The 15,435-nt window shown below is 44.6% G+C and carries 15 protein-coding genes; 3 read left to right on the top strand and 12 right to left on the bottom strand.

Annotation, left to right across the window (positions count from 1 at the left end; translation table 11 throughout):
• The first annotated feature begins 29 nt into the window (after positions 1-29).
• Positions 30-635 carry a spore protease YyaC gene (gene yyaC, locus EL84_RS05850; protein WP_036611957.1) on the top strand — a complete coding sequence of 202 codons (606 nt, stop codon included), beginning with the start codon at positions 30-32 and terminating at the stop codon, positions 633-635.
• Here yyaC and EL84_RS05855 read toward each other — a convergent pair.
• From EL84_RS05855 to rpmH, 12 genes are all read right to left on the bottom strand, one after another.
• Positions 610-1,110: a DUF4446 family protein gene (locus EL84_RS05855; RefSeq protein WP_047841029.1), complete on the bottom strand. Its 501-nt coding sequence runs from the start codon at positions 1,108-1,110 to the stop codon at positions 610-612. The genes yyaC and EL84_RS05855 overlap by 26 nt on opposite strands.
• 140 nt (positions 1,111-1,250) lie before the next feature.
• Positions 1,251-2,405, bottom strand: coding sequence for an aminotransferase class V-fold PLP-dependent enzyme (locus tag EL84_RS05860; RefSeq protein WP_036671880.1), 1,155 nt, complete (start codon positions 2,403-2,405; stop codon positions 1,251-1,253).
• Between the two features lie 159 nt (positions 2,406-2,564).
• Entirely contained in the window at positions 2,565-3,410 is an 846-nt protein-coding gene (locus tag EL84_RS05865; RefSeq protein WP_017691423.1) for a ParB/RepB/Spo0J family partition protein, read from the bottom strand.
• Positions 3,403-4,164 carry a ParA family protein gene (locus EL84_RS05870; RefSeq protein WP_036611966.1) on the bottom strand — a complete coding sequence of 254 codons (762 nt, stop codon included), beginning with the start codon at positions 4,162-4,164 and terminating at the stop codon, positions 3,403-3,405. The genes EL84_RS05865 and EL84_RS05870 overlap by 8 nt, the downstream gene beginning before the upstream one ends.
• 189 nt (positions 4,165-4,353) lie before the next feature.
• On the bottom strand, positions 4,354-5,172 hold the full coding sequence (gene noc / locus EL84_RS05875) for a nucleoid occlusion protein (protein WP_036611968.1): 819 nt from the start codon (positions 5,170-5,172) through the stop codon (positions 4,354-4,356).
• A 515-nt stretch (positions 5,173-5,687) separates the two neighbouring features.
• On the bottom strand, positions 5,688-6,410 hold the full coding sequence (gene rsmG / locus EL84_RS05880; protein ID WP_036611970.1) for a 16S rRNA (guanine(527)-N(7))-methyltransferase RsmG: 723 nt from the start codon (positions 6,408-6,410) through the stop codon (positions 5,688-5,690).
• The gene (gene mnmG, locus EL84_RS05885; RefSeq protein WP_036611972.1) at positions 6,410-8,299 is read right to left on the bottom strand and encodes a tRNA uridine-5-carboxymethylaminomethyl(34) synthesis enzyme MnmG; all 1,890 of its coding nucleotides are present in this window, start codon (positions 8,297-8,299) and stop codon (positions 6,410-6,412) included. The genes rsmG and mnmG overlap by 1 nt, the downstream gene beginning before the upstream one ends.
• Before the next feature lie 222 nt (positions 8,300-8,521).
• On the bottom strand, positions 8,522-9,898 hold the full coding sequence (gene mnmE / locus EL84_RS05890; protein WP_036671881.1) for a tRNA uridine-5-carboxymethylaminomethyl(34) synthesis GTPase MnmE: 1,377 nt from the start codon (positions 9,896-9,898) through the stop codon (positions 8,522-8,524).
• A 210-nt stretch (positions 9,899-10,108) separates the two neighbouring features.
• Positions 10,109-10,810, bottom strand: a complete 702-nt coding sequence (gene jag, locus EL84_RS05895) for an RNA-binding cell elongation regulator Jag/EloR (RefSeq protein ID WP_047841030.1) — start codon at positions 10,808-10,810, stop codon at positions 10,109-10,111.
• The gene (locus EL84_RS05900; protein WP_036671883.1) at positions 10,807-11,685 is read right to left on the bottom strand and encodes a YidC/Oxa1 family membrane protein insertase; all 879 of its coding nucleotides are present in this window, start codon (positions 11,683-11,685) and stop codon (positions 10,807-10,809) included. The genes jag and EL84_RS05900 overlap by 4 nt, the downstream gene beginning before the upstream one ends.
• 75 nt (positions 11,686-11,760) lie before the next feature.
• On the bottom strand, positions 11,761-12,111 hold the full coding sequence (rnpA, locus tag EL84_RS05905; protein WP_036611981.1) for a ribonuclease P protein component: 351 nt from the start codon (positions 12,109-12,111) through the stop codon (positions 11,761-11,763).
• Between the two features lie 358 nt (positions 12,112-12,469).
• Complete coding sequence (gene rpmH, locus EL84_RS05910) at positions 12,470-12,604, bottom strand: 50S ribosomal protein L34 (RefSeq protein WP_017691413.1); 135 nt, start codon at positions 12,602-12,604, stop codon at positions 12,470-12,472.
• A 576-nt stretch (positions 12,605-13,180) separates the two neighbouring features.
• Between rpmH and EL84_RS05915 the strand changes: the two genes are divergently transcribed.
• Together EL84_RS05915 and EL84_RS05920 are read left to right on the top strand one after the other, a co-directional pair.
• Complete coding sequence (locus EL84_RS05915; protein ID WP_036611983.1) at positions 13,181-13,855, top strand: GntR family transcriptional regulator; 675 nt, start codon at positions 13,181-13,183, stop codon at positions 13,853-13,855.
• A 209-nt stretch (positions 13,856-14,064) separates the two neighbouring features.
• Complete coding sequence (locus EL84_RS05920) at positions 14,065-15,426, top strand: gluconate:H+ symporter (protein WP_036671886.1); 1,362 nt, start codon at positions 14,065-14,067, stop codon at positions 15,424-15,426.
• Positions 15,427-15,435 lie beyond the last annotated feature (9 nt).

Genomic DNA, 15,435 nt, shown 5'->3' on the forward strand with positions numbered 1-15,435 from the left:
CTACTATTCCAAGGGAAAGGATAGATCCTATGAATCCTACTTCGCGTTCCTTTTCATCACAAGACATGACCAGTTTGAAAATCCCCCATACCGATCCAGGTATTCATTCGGCCATTACCCATCGTTTAATGTTTCACCTCTATAAAGCCCATTCTCTGCAAAATGTAGTGATTGTCTGCATCGGCACAGATCGCTCAACAGGCGACTGCCTTGGTCCTCTGGTCGGATCAGCCCTTTCCAAGTGGGACAGCCCTTTATTCCATCTATATGGTACCTTGGATGAACCAGTCCATGCGATGAACCTGCAAGATACACTCCACAACATACAGAAAACACACCATAACCCTTATGTGATTGGCATTGACGCCTGTCTCGGTCAATCATCCAGTGTGGGATGCATTCAAGTTGTGAATGGTCCACTCAAGCCGGGTGCGGGGGTAAATAAAGAATTACCGCCGGTCGGCGATATCCATCTGACAGGTATCGTTAACGTCGGCGGCTTTATGGAATACTTTGTTCTACAGAACACACGGCTCAGTCTTGTTATGCGCATGTCCGAGATTATTTCCAGCAGTCTATACTCGGCCATTCGGGAATGGCATACACGTTCTACTCTGCTTGCTGTGCCAGAGTAATAGCTTCCTTTTCCTCTGGGGACAGAGTATACGTGGACTCTCCCCCTTTAAGAGGTTTGGCATATACATAAGAACCGTCACGGTTATATATCCCCGTAAGAATCATGCCATCCTGGCTATCGTTAATCATGGCCATTGAGAAGCTCAGATCACTGCCACGCTCTCCATAAGCATTGTACCTTTTCACGCCAACTTTACCTTGAATGCGGGTCAGCTTTTGCATGACAACTTGCAGCTGATTCGTTTGCAGTTTGTGTTCATCCTCAATGCTGTCCATCTGAAGTTTCAGATTAATCAGCAATGATTCCAGGTCCTCTACTCCACTGCCAGCCATCATGGCTTCATATTTACGTTTAAACTTTCGTAACTTTGCCCCTTGAACAATACTCACAATCAGCAAGATCACCGTAAGTAATGCCATTCCGCCAATAATCCATAACAGCTGTTCCAGAATCAGCTCGTTTAATTCAGCCATGTAATTGCAACTACCCCTCTATATTTTTGATCAGATTAACGTCTGTCCTGTAATATTATCATTTATTATAAATCAACCCGATATCCGTAAGCTTAATCAAGCAACCCTGTATCAAATGAGTTCATCATTTCAACTCTAATCTAGTCTGCCCCAGTCAATTCCAACACTGCCTTAACGAGTGCTTCCACATGTTCTCTAGTTGAATTGTACCCCACACTGGCCCTTACTGCTCCGGTAGCGGTTGTACCAGCAGATTCGTGTGCAAGCGGTGTGCAATGAAAACCGGAGCGAACCGCAATCCCATAATTCCGATCTAAACGGAAGGCCAGTTGTGCTGAATCATACCCTTCTACAGTAAAAGATACTAATCCAGTGCGTGGCTGTCCAATCTCTGGACCAAGCATTCGAATGCCCTTAACGGATGACAGCCCATCCATTATATGTTGGGTCAGTTCCCACTCATGTTGGTAGATGAACGCGGGTGTCATCTCAAGTACATGTTTCACACCCGCATTCAGCCCTGCGATCCCGACTGTATTCGGCGTCCCCGCTTCATACCGATCAGGACGCACCTTTGGCTGCTCTACAGCTTCTGACTGACTTCCTGTTCCTCCATGAAGTAAAGGCTCTATATCGAGCTCTGGAGCAATGTACAAGCCCCCTGTACCCTGAGGACCAAGCAGTCCCTTATGCCCTGGAAAAGCCAACATATCTATGCCCAATTGTTGTACACTCACAGGCATAACCCCAGCACTCTGAGCCGCATCTACCAATAAGATCGCCTGATGTTTACGACATAGGAGCGAAATTTCTCCAATAGGAAGAATACTGCCAAGCAGATTCGAACTATGTGTACATACCACCAATCTGGTATTGGAACGAAACATACGTTCCATTTGCATCAGATCAATGGCTCCCGAAGCATCAACAGGTACATAATCAATCTCCACATTTCGGAGTCTGCGCATATACTCTAGTGGTCGTCTGACTGAGTTATGTTCAGCCATGGTGGCAATCACATGGTCGCCCTCTCTGAGCGAGCCTTGAATCGCCAGATTCAGTGCTTCTGTCGTATTTGATCCGAATGCAATATCATTCGCATTTTTGATTCCAAAAATATTGGATATGGATTTTCTCGCCTCGAACAATACACGACTTGCCTGAACAGCCATACGGTGACTTCCTCTGCCAGGATTGGCTCCGGCAATCTCCAATGCACTCAACATCGCATCACCGACAGCAGGTGGTTTGGGCCAAGATGTTGCTGCATGATCTAGATAGATAACTCCCTCCACCTCACAACCACCTCTGTCCCATATTAATAATTCGCCTGCACATATTGCACATATAACCCTATAAACAAAGAATGACATATCGTTTCTCCATGGTACAGAGGCGATATGTCATGACATGAGTAAGCCCCGCATGTTGTTAATGAATCTTAGACCCGACTGTTATTGTAACAATTCCAATAGCCGTTCCAGATCCTGTTGACTGTAGTAGTTGAGCTCAATTTTACCTTTATCTTTATTGTGCTTGATTTTCACTGTGGTTTTGAAACGTTCACGAAGAGATTCTTCCAATGTATCAATGAATGGATCTTTCTTTTTTAACTTCGATTTGGCTTTAGCTTCACCTGTTTTGGAGCGATCCAATTGTTGAACAGCTTCCTCCAACTCACGTACACTCCATTGCTGATCAATAGTTTGTTTGGCAAGTTGCTTCACCACAACCTCGTCTTTCACACCAACGATCGCACGTGCATGTCCCATAGATAATGTTCCACGTGAAACATGGTCTTTTACTTCTTCGGGCAATGATAACAGACGCAAGAAGTTAGCAATGTGAGAACGTGATTTACCTACTTTTACAGACAACTCTTCCTGAGTCAACGCGAATTGATCCATTAACCCCTGATAAGCAACTGCAACTTCCATGGCGTTCAGATTCTCCCGTTGCAGGTTCTCGATCAACGCAATCTCCATTACCTGCTGATCACTGAAGTTGCGGACTACAGCCGGTACCGTGGCATTGCCACAATATTGCGAAGCTCTGAACCGTCGTTCTCCGGCGATAATCTCATAACCTCGTAATACAGGACGAACAATAATGGGTTGTATGACACCATGCTGACGAATGGACTCAGCCAGTTCATGTATTGCGCCCTCATCAAATACTTTACGTGGTTGATAGGGGTTAGCCCGCAGTTGACTAATCGGGATTTCTACGACTTTATCATCGTCATTAATTGAAAGCGAAGGAATGAGGGCATCAAGACCTTTTCCAAGCCGCTTACTCATAAGAAATCACTTCCTTTGCGAGCTCTAAATACACTTCCGCCCCTCTTGAACGAGGGTCATACGTGATAATGGATTGACCATGAGATGGTGCTTCACTAAGCCGTACGTTACGCGGAATAATCGTTTGATATACTTTTTGTTGAAAATACTTTTTCACTTCTTCAATAACCTGAATCCCCAGATTGGTCCGCGCATCAAACATCGTCAGCAATACCCCTTCAATCTGCAGGGATGTATTCAGATGTTTCTGTACCAGACGAACTGTATTGAGCAACTGACTTAATCCTTCAAGTGCATAATACTCACACTGAATCGGAATGATCACCGAATCGGAAGCAGTCAACGAATTGATCGTTAACATACCAAGAGAAGGTGGACAATCGATCAGTATGTAATCATAGTTTTTTTTCACCATGGCGAGTGATTTTTTCAGGCGAACTTCCCGTGATATCGTGGACACCAATTCGATCTCGGCTCCGGCAAGCTGAATCGTTGCAGGTATGATATGAAGGCCTTCAATCTGAGTCTCCAAAATCGCTTCTTGAGGAGGAACCTCATTAATAATGACATCATATATACAATTAGCCACATCTGCTTTATTGATTCCGACTCCGCTGGTTGTATTCCCCTGAGGGTCAATATCGACAAGCAATACTCTTTTCCCGAGTGAAGCCAGTCCTGCACCCAAGTTAACAGATGTCGTCGTTTTCCCCACACCGCCCTTTTGATTTGCTACGGCCATAATCTTAGACAATTACTTCACCTCAAATAAAATAGGAGTCTTTTCTGTAGGTTGTGAGATATTGTTAACAAAAAGCAGGCGGCTATCGTCCACACAAACAACAACTACCGTTCCATCAATATACCGACCGTTCTTTAAAAATGTCAGACCTAACTTGCTTTATAGACATAAAAAGCGGCCCATTGCCGCCATAAGCTTCAATTATTTGCGTTTTGGAATATGGATAACGATCTCATAATGATCCTCGTGGTCTGCTTCTTTGGTTTTGATGTCCAGACCAGAGCCAGTTACCATATCAATGGATTGGCGAATTGTATTAAGTGCGAGCCTTACATCCTTGGTAAAGGAAACACGTCTAGATTTTTTAATCTTGGAAGATTCCTTGTAGAAGGCAACACGTGCCTCTGTCTGTTTCACATTCAATTCTTTTTCGATAATCTCACCGAGCAACTTCATCTGCAGTTCTTCCGTATCCAGAGAAAGTAATGCTCTTGCATGCCGTTCAGAAATTTTGCGTTCCATCAATGCGGCCTTAATGCCGTCCGGGAGCTGTAACAACCGAATTTTGTTCGCGATGGTTGACTGGCTTTTACCGAGTCGTTGTGCCAGACTTTCCTGTGTCAATTGATGCAAGTCGATCAGCTTCTGATAAGCGACAGCTTCCTCAATGGAAGTCAATCCTTCACGCTGCAAGTTCTCAATCAGTGCAATGGATGCGGCCTGAGAGTCGTTGAATTCACGCACAATAGCCGGAATCGTATCCAAACCCAATTTTCGAACTGCACGCCAGCGACGTTCCCCGGCAATAATCTCATATGATCCATTTCGCACGCGAACGACAATAGGCTGAATTACACCATGTGTTTTGATCGTTTGCAACAACTCATCAATTTTATCATCATCAAAAATAGTACGGGGTTGATATGGGCTGCTCACAATTTCATTAACCGGAATCTGTTTGATCTCATCTCCGTTATTGCGCTCCGCCAAACCAAACAACTTCGAAAATTGTTCTTTCATTCCGCAGATTACCACCTAGTTTCGTAATAGCTCCCACAGTCTTTGCAGGTGCTTCTTATTCAATAAGCGACCTTTCACATGCATCGTTCTTGGAATAAGTTTTGCCTTTCATAACGCTTTCTGTCATGCAACATCGAACGCATATCCATCTATCTATACATATAATCTATGATCGCTGTGACCCAGGATCGGATACTTCTATTCTATCATCTTTTCTATCATAATCCTATGCTTACCTATTCTTTAAACTCTGCTAATTTTCCTGCTTTTTCTTTGTGAATATTGGAAATATGACGACTTGCACACATTCAATTAATGAAATTGTTCATGAGTTACTGTGCGTGAAATTCATCATTACAGGTTCTTTAAAAGATATGTAATACGAAGTATCTGTAATGTTGATCCAGTCCTCCATTTCAGAAAACAAAAAAAAGAGAATGTTTCACGTGAAACATCCTCTTTATCCATGTCTAAAATTCTATTTCGTTTTAACTCACTTCAAAACCATCACGCAACTATATCAGCGGAGTCTTCATTGGAGTACCTGGTTTGCGCGGATACTTATATGGTGTCTTATCAAATTTCTGAATCAGAATAATATGACGCTCTGATTCTTCAACCGGCAGCTGGAAAGGATGAACGGCCTTAACCCGTCCTTTCAGCTGGTTGAAGCTGAACTCCGCTTCCTTCATTTCTTCACGCGGGTCTCCGCCCTTCATGGCAGCGAATATTCCACTTTTACGAACAAAAGGAAGACAGAATTCATTCAGCACAGCCAGCTTGGCTACTGCACGCGCCGTAACGAGATCGTAGCTGTCACGATACCCTTCTTTGCGTCCAATCTCTTCAGCACGTCCATGGACCAATTCCACATCAGTCAGACCAAGGATATCTACCACATGCTGTAGAAAGCCAATACGTTTATTTAATGAATCAATGATCGTAAGCTTAATATGCGGGAAACAGATCTTCAGTGGCAATCCCGGAAAACCCGCTCCTGATCCAATGTCAGCAAGCTTATTCACTTTGGTCATGTCAGTATAAAAAGCCAGCGATACCGAATCATAGAAATGTTTTGTATACACTTGCTCCCGATCCGTTATGCCCGTCAGATTCATCTTTTCATTCCAGGATACCAGTTCCTGATAATACAGTTCGAATTGCTCCAACTGGAGTTCGCCCAGCTCTAATCCATGTTTCTTTAAGCGCCGCTGCAGTTGCTGTTGAATATCGTCCATTATTGTCCCCTTGCTGCGGTTACACGGTTATAATGCTCCAGGTAGACCAGCAGAATGGAGATGTCGGCAGGAGTAACTCCAGCAATACGAGAAGCCTGACCAATCGAGATTGGACGAATCGTAGCGAGCTTCTGTTTGGCTTCCATAGCAAGACCATGAATCTCATCATATACGATAGTGTCCGGAATTTTCTTTTTCTCCATCTTTTGCAAACGTTCCACGTGGATCAATTGTTTCTCAATATAACCCGCATATTTAATTTGTATTTCCACTTGTTCTTTCATATCTGCTGTCAGTTCTACCTCAGATGGTGAGAGCTGTTCAATCAGTTCATACCCCAGCTCCGGGCGACGCAGCAAGGTAAGCAACGTACTGCCATCCTGAATAGGTGTAGATCCATACTCTTCCAGCTTGGCATTCACTTCAACCGGGCGAGCTTTAGCCACTTTCAGACGTGCAACTTCCTGCTCGACTTTCGCCTTTTTATCCAGGAATTTCGCATAACGCTCTTCAGGGATCAGGCCAATGTCATGTCCGATTTCCGTCAAACGCATATCTGCATTATCATGGCGAAGCAACAGACGATACTCAGCGCGTGAAGTCAACAGACGATACGGTTCATTTGTACCCTTTGTCACCAGATCATCAATCAGCACGCCAATATAACCTTGGGAACGATCCAGTATTACCGGCTCTTTCCCCTGTACTTTGAGTGCAGCGTTGATTCCAGCCATAACACCTTGTCCTGCTGCTTCTTCATAGCCAGAGGTACCATTAATCTGACCCGCCGTAAACAGACCTGGTAGACGTTTAGTTTCCAGTGATGGCCACAATTGTGTAGGCACCATCGCATCGTATTCAATCGCATAACCATTACGCATCATTTCCACTTTTTCCATACCTGGAATGGAACGCAGCATAGCCAGTTGAACGTCTTCTGGCATACTCGTAGACAACCCCTGTACGTAATACTCGGATGTGTTCTTGCCTTCCGGCTCAAGGAATATCTGATGTTTCGGCTTGTCGCTGAAACGAACAATTTTATCTTCAATGGAAGGGCAATAACGTGGTCCGGTTCCTTCAATAAGCCCCGAGAACATCGGAGCACGATGCAGATTATCATTAATAATCTGATGTGTATCCACAGATGTATACGTCAACCAGCAAGGCAACTGCTCATTATCGGAAGATTCTGTTTCATAGGAAAAGAACTTCGGCTTGTCATCACCAGGCTGAATTTCGGTTTTGCTAAAATCAATCGTATCCTTATGCACACGTGGTGGTGTACCCGTTTTGAAACGAACCAGATCAAAGCCCAATTCACGCAGATTCTCTGACAATTTAAGAGAGGGTTGTTGATTGTTCGGTCCACTCTCATACATCAACTCGCCCATAATTACTTTACCGCGCAAGTATGTGCCTGTTGTCAGAACGACCGCTTTAGCCCGATACTCTGTTCCGGTCTGAGTCACAACGCCTACACATTTTCCATCTTCAACGATCAGTGAATCAACCATCCCCTGACGCATCGTCAGATTACGTTCATTCTCCATCGTTTCCTTCATTTTATGCTGGTAGGAGAATTTATCTGCCTGAGCACGAAGCGCGTGAACAGCAGGCCCTTTACCCGTGTTAAGCATCCGCATCTGAATAAAGGTTTTATCGATATTCCGTCCCATTTCTCCACCAAGTGCATCAATCTCACGGACAACATGTCCTTTAGCCGGTCCCCCAATAGATGGGTTACAAGGCATAAAAGCCACCATATCCAGATTGATCGTAATCATTAGTGTTTTGGACCCCATACGAGCTGCAGCCAGCGCGGATTCCACACCAGCATGCCCTGCACCAACGACGATTACATCATAACTGCCGCCATCAAAAGCCATTCCCGTTTACCTCCTTATTCCGCTGCATTTGGTGTAACTCACGCAGACGGATCATGTTCTACAATAATGAAACTACTTCTAACCGTTCATCGGAACTTGCATTCCTATCTATATGAAACCAACACGTAATGGCTACAATATCATTCTATCCTTTGACAACAGGCAGAAATTGTACCTCTCCATCATACACTACGATTTAACTCAATCGGCAGTATATTATTTTTACTTTCCTAGACAGAACTGGGAGAAAATCTGATCAATTAATGCATCATGTGCTGTATCTCCAACAATCTCGCCCAAATGCTCCCACGCCAAACGAACATCAATCTGTATCATATCGATCGGAATGAACTGCTCTGCTGCTTCATAGGCATCAACCAGAGACTGCTTCGCTTTTTTGAGCAAAGCAATATGACGCACATTGCTGACATAGGTCAGGTCTGCTGACTCCAGTTTACCACTGAAGAATAGCGTAGAGATGGCATCTTCCAGTCGATCCACACCCAGATCATCTTTCACCGACATCGGTACAAGCCGTTCTTCCGGAATGTAACGAAGCAGCACGTCACGTTCTACCTGTGGCGTTAAGTCCATTTTATTCATAATGATTATCGATTGTCTACCGCGGATTTGTTCCAATAATTCAATCTCATCGGGATGAAGTGGCTCCGCAGCATTCACAACCATCAAGATCAGATCGGCTTCACTTACCGCAGAACGAGAGCGTTCTACCCCAATCTTCTCTACAACGTCCATTGTTTCCCGGATTCCTGCCGTATCCAGCAATTTCAGTGGGATATTATTGATCGTAATGAACTCCTCGATCACATCACGAGTTGTTCCTGGAATGTCCGTGACGATGGCCCGGTTGTCTTGCGCAAGTGTATTCATTAATGAGGATTTACCTACGTTAGGTCGTCCAACAATAGCCGTCGTGATACCTTCTCGCAGGATCTTACCTTGCTCTGCTGTAGTCAGCAATTTATCAATTTCAGTCATAACCTGACTGGACTTTTCTTTAATAAAATCAGACGTTAACGACTCCACATCATGCTCGGGATAATCGATATTTACTTCAATATGAGCCAGTGTTTCCACCAATGTATATCGTAGATCACGCAACTTGGAAGACAGTTTGCCTTCAACCTGTTTCAATGCAACCGAGAAAGCTCGGTCCGACTTGGAACGAATAAGATCCATGACACCTTCAGCCTGAGACAGATCAATCCGCCCATTGAGGAACGCACGCTTCGTGAACTCACCGGGTTCAGCCAGACGAATATCAAGCTGCAACAACAGGTCCATGACCCGTTTAACAGACACTACACCGCCATGCGCACTGATCTCCACCACATCTTCTGTTGTGAACGAGCGTGGTGCTCGCATGACCGTAACCAATACTTCCTCAATCTTTTCCCCATTAACGGGATCTATGATATGACCATAATGAACCGTGTGAGATGCTGCCTGAGTTAAAGGGGTTTTGCTGCGAAAAATCTTTTCCGTCTCCGACACTGCTTCCGGGCCGCTGACCCGGATCACGGCGATACCCGCCTCTCCGACAGCCGTTGATATCGCTGTGATCGTATCACTGATCATAGTTATCTCTCCTTGCTCTATTTTAAATTGCCGTCCCTCTGGGGACGCCATATCCATTTTCAAATCTATTAATGATATATCATATGACATGCTGCTTATCGTATTAAGTTCACTCTTTACTTGTTCTACGCACCTTATCAAATTGCTTCTGTACGAAAAAAGCAATGGCTTCTGCACCGGGCAGGAAGCCATTGCGTCTTCAATTTCGTGTTATTTCGTCGTAATAACCACACGCCGATTAGGCTCCTCGCCCTTACTTAACGTCTTAATCTGCGGGTGATTTTGCAGTTTTGCATGGATGACTTTTCGTTCGAGCGGAGGCATTGGTTCCAGTACAACTTCCTTACCGGTACGGATTGCTTGTCCAGCCAACCGTTCAGCCAGATCCTCCAGTGTCTTCCGCCGACGTTGACGGAAATTCTCCGCGTCGAGCACAATTCGAACGAAGCTTTCCGAATATCGGTTCGCTACAATGTTCGTTAGATACTGAAGCGCATCCAGTGTCTGTCCACGTCTACCAATAATCATGCCCAGATCTTCGCCGGCAATATTGAAGATATGTCCATCCCGCTGTTTTTTGATATGCACTTCAACATCCAGTCCCATACCTGCTGCGACCTCTTTCAAGAAAGCAGCCGCTTCTTCATAGGGATTTTTAGCTGCAACATCCTCGAGTAATGCATCCGCTTCAGATTTGTATGCAGCTGGCTTGATCGGCTGTGGAACAACTTCAGGTACAGGCAATAATTTCACTTCAACTTTGGCCGCCCTCACCCCGAACAAACCCAGGAATCCTTTTGACGGCTGCTCTAACACTTGTATCTCGACCTTGTCCCGACTTACGCCAAGCTCGGTCAATCCTTGGTTTACAGCATCTTCAACGGTTTTTCCTGACGTAATGACTTTGGTCATTTCGATTTTTTGGCCCCTTTCGACCCTTTTCCAGAGACGGTCGCTTTGCCACCGTTTTTGCGTTTAGCTCCATTTTTGGAAGAGCTATTCTGCTTCACGTTGACCTCAGCCACGATTTTATCATTATTCCGGTAAAGGAAATAGTTTTGCACGATCGTGTAGATGTTACTGTAGAACCAGTACAGCGGAAGTGCTGACGGGAACTGATAAGACATCACGAAGATCAAAATCGGGTACACCCACAGCATAAACTGCATCGGACCCACTTGCTGTGCAGGGTTCATACGCATCATCATCCATGTTTGAATGAATGTTGTGATGGCAGCCAGCACTGGCAAAATAAACAGGTGATCGGGTGATCCGAGCTGGAGCCACAAGAAATCATGCGTTCTCAGACTGGAGTTTCCGTAAATTGAGTTATAAAGTGCGATGTAAATCGGCATCTGAATGATAAGTGGCAGACAACCGGCCATCGGATTAACTTTGTTCTCCTGGAACAACTTCATTGTTTCTTGCTGAACTTTCTCAGGTGTATCTTTAAACTTGGCTTGAATCTCCTTCAGCTGCGGCTGAATCGCCTGCATAGCTTTGGAGCTACGGACTTGTTTCATTGTTAGTGGTAAAATCAATGTCCGTACAATAAGCACCATCACGAGGACGGCCAGTCCATATTCACCGTTAAACCAGTTGGCGAATGTATCCAGCGCCAGTGAGAACCAGTACACAACATTGCTTTGCCAGAATGAGCCACTATTCTTCAGATCTTCCGTAGTAACCCCAGCTCCTTGTGGAGTACATCCGGCGAGTACAGTGACCATTGCAATGACTGCAATGAGGAGAATCCACTTCCCCTTTGATGTCTTCAATCGCGACACTTCATAACCCCTCTCTTAACCATTCCATTCCATCGTAAAATCATACCATAATTAGGAGGACAAATAAACCGAAGCTTACCGCTTGCTCGACTTCAAAAGAGAGCCCTTTCGCATCGCATGTAGCAGGCTTTTTTCCATTTCCTTATAGGGCATGTCCAGTGCACCTTTTCTGACGATAAAAATCAGATCCATCTGCGTGACGATTTCATGCTCATGATGACGAACAATTTCCTTGATCATGCGTCTCATCCGGTTGCGTACGACAGCGTTTCCGATTTTCTTGCTGCATGATACGCCGACCCGAAATTGTTCCGTATCTTTACGGCGACAGCCATACACCACGAATTGATGATTGGCAAACGATTTCCCATACCGGTATACGCGACTAAAGTCCGCCCGGTTTCGTAGACGCAGTCTTTTATACACGGCGCTTCTCCTTGCTCTTCTCCACCAATGTTATTGACGGAGGCCTCATTACTGATTTAGTATAGGCTTTCTTGAATGACGGTAAACCGCCTTGGCGACAACTTCATTTGGGATGATTGTTAATCAGCTACTTGAACTGATCCGCATTCATCCGGGATGAATGTTGATTGGCCATTTAAACCTATCAACGATTCATCATTATATAAGGTAAGTTTTCGAAAAATGGAAAACTCACTCAACATACATTCGTGTGTGTTCAGCACTTTTTCGCAGACCATTCAGACCTGATCTGTAGCAGCATCCAGTCTGATTTGAGCTAATTAAGAAAAAAAAGACCACCTCGGTGGTCTTCAATGCATTAAGCACTCAGGTTTTTACGGCCTTTAAGGCGACGTGCGGCCAAAATTTTACGGCCGTTGCTCGTGCTCATTCTTTTCCGGAAACCATGAACTTTTTTACGTTTGCTAACGTTCGGTTTGAATGTAGGTCTCAATGTATTGCACCTCCTCACAAGGAAATACTTATGTGATGAATCACTTTCATCTTCACAGAAAACACCTTTATATATTTAACCATGATCACCTGGAAAAGTCAACTGCAAGGCGCAAGGCTTCTCCCTCTTTTATATACACTCTTCATCCCACCCATAGTAATGACCACAGTCCGTTCACTTTAATACCAATTTCAAGCCCCGAAGAGAGTCCTGAAAGTTATCCCCAGACCCTGATCATATCACCCTATTTCAGCTTTTATAGTTATCCACACCCTCCAATACCTGTTATCTCCTTCATTTCATCCTGTTTAAAGTTATTCACATGTGGATAATGATTATAGGCTATTAATATCGTCATATTCTAATCCGGTTGTATCCGCTTCAATTAAGGTTTACAAGCTTTTGAGAAAGGTGTAGGATAAAAATCACATCTTGTATACAAGTAGTCCTTTGAAAAAAACATTAACCGTTAGCTTGTAGCTACAGACTATGGATTGAACTGAATGTCCAGTCTGCAAAATAGTTATGCTATGATCAGTAATGAACTAATTACTTATTAATAGGAGCGTTAGCCATATGTTATTTCCTTCTTCCTGGCTTCAAGGGGCTTCCCGTGGTGAAGCCATTGCCTGCGAATTAAGGCTGCGGATCATCAGCGGTACCCTTCGACCTGGAGAGATTTTGTCGGAAAATCGAATTGCGGCTGATTTTGACAGCAGTCGTTCACCTGTTCGTGAAGCGTTACGAACATTGTCCAATGAAGGACTTATTCGACTTGAACGTATGGGTGTCGTTGTCATTGGACTACGAATCAAGGATGTCGAAGAATTGTATGATGTCCGTTTCCTGATTGAAAGTTTTGTGCAGCAGCGACTTGCTGGTGATGTCCCAGAATCATTAATCACCCAGCTGCGTAACGTGATCGACAAAATGCAACTTGCTGGACGACATCAGGACGCCGTCGAATTCGCCTATCAGGATCTCGTTTTCCACGAGACCATCATTGAAGCTGCTCAGCATTCCCGTATTTCACATCTATGGAAGAGTATTCGATATGTTGTGATGACCGTTATGCTGCTCACAACGCGCAGAGTATTTGTTCAAGGCGAGCAGAAAGTAAGCGCTGTAATTGAGAAACACCTTTTGCTTGTTGAAGCACTTGAATCAGGTGACAAGATGCTCATTCAGGCTGGAGTCCGCACGTATTTCCAAGATTCTGGCAAAACCCTGCACGAAAGCTTTGATTCCTAATGGGTGCAGGTGTTTGCAATCATATCCGTCGTGAATGATTGCGGCTTAACTTGTCGACAAGTATACAAAATGCGATTTTGTTTCAAATTTGGGCATGATAAAACTACATTTTTCGCCAACACCTTCTGTAGTACTGGTACACAATTAATTGTTGACGATCATTTTACTTGTAAGCGTTCTATATCAGAAATAAAGGAGCACACAACATCATGAGCACTCTTTTTGGACTATCCCACAACGCAACATTATTGGTTTGGACGTTAATTGCGATCGTTTTTCTGATCGTTTTGATCTCCAAGTATAAATGGAATCCCTTTATCACCCTGCTGTTGTCCGCATTAATGCTCGGTTTGCTTACAGGCATGAAACCTGCTGATGTGATCTCTTCCATTACCGGGGGACTTGGCGGCACACTTGGAACCATCGCAATTGTTATTGCTCTCGGTACAATGCTTGGTAAGATGATGGCCGAATCTGGCGGTGCCGAGCGCATTGCAACTACATTGGTTGATCGGTTCGGTGTGAAACGTGTGCACTGGGCCATGATGATCGTTGGATTTATCGTGGGTATTCCCGTTTTCTTCGAAGTCGGCGTGATTTTGATGATCCCTATCATTTTCACGGTTGCACGTAAAACCAACATGTCATTGCTGCAGATTGGTATTCCCATATTGGCAGGTCTGTCGACTGTACACGGTTTGGTTCCACCCCATCCAGCGCCAATGATAGCGATTGAAGCCTTCAGCGCGGATCTGGGTAAAACCATTTTGTACTCTCTTATTGTTGGTATTCCTACAGCGATTATTGCAGGTCCTTTGTTTGGTAAATTTATTGGAAAAAGAATACACACCGAACCGCCAGCAGAACTGGCTGAACAATTCGCAACCAAAACAAACAGCAACATGCCTGGGTTTGGTATTACCCTGTTTACCATATTGCTGCCGGTTATTTTGATGCTGATTGGTTCCATAGCAAGCATCATTGACCCAAATGCCACGAGCGGTTTCACCGTTTTCAGTGAATTTATCGGTCATGAGATCATTGCTTTGCTCATTTCAGTTGTATTTGCCCTCTTTTCACTCGGCTTTGCACGTGGATTCACCAAACACGATATTTCCCGTTTCACCAGTGAGTGTCTGGCGCCTACGGCGACCATCATTCTCATTATTGGTGGAGGTGGTGCCTTCAAACAGGTATTGATCAATAGTGGTGTAGGTAACGCGATTGCTGAAGTCGCTACCCATGCCAACATCAACGTGATCCTGTTTGCCTGGCTTGTCGCTGGGCTCATTCGTGTAGCTACCGGTTCAGCAACCGTAGCCATGACAACAGCCGCCGGTATTGTCGCTCCAGTGCTTGCACTCACACCAGGGGCCAATATTGAGCTGGTTGTACTCGCCACAGGTGCGGGGTCACTCATCTTGTCTCATGTAAACGATGCAGGATTCTGGATGATCAAAGAATTCTTTAATATGAGCGTTTCCCAGACATTGAAAACGTGGACCGTTATGGAAACACTATTATCTGTAGTGGGACTGATCTTTATTTTACTCCTGAGTACAGTGGTATAAATGGAGTAT

It is taken from the genome of Paenibacillus sp. VT-400 (assembly GCF_001029205.1).
GTDB lineage: Bacteria > Bacillota > Bacilli > Paenibacillales > Paenibacillaceae > Paenibacillus > Paenibacillus amylolyticus.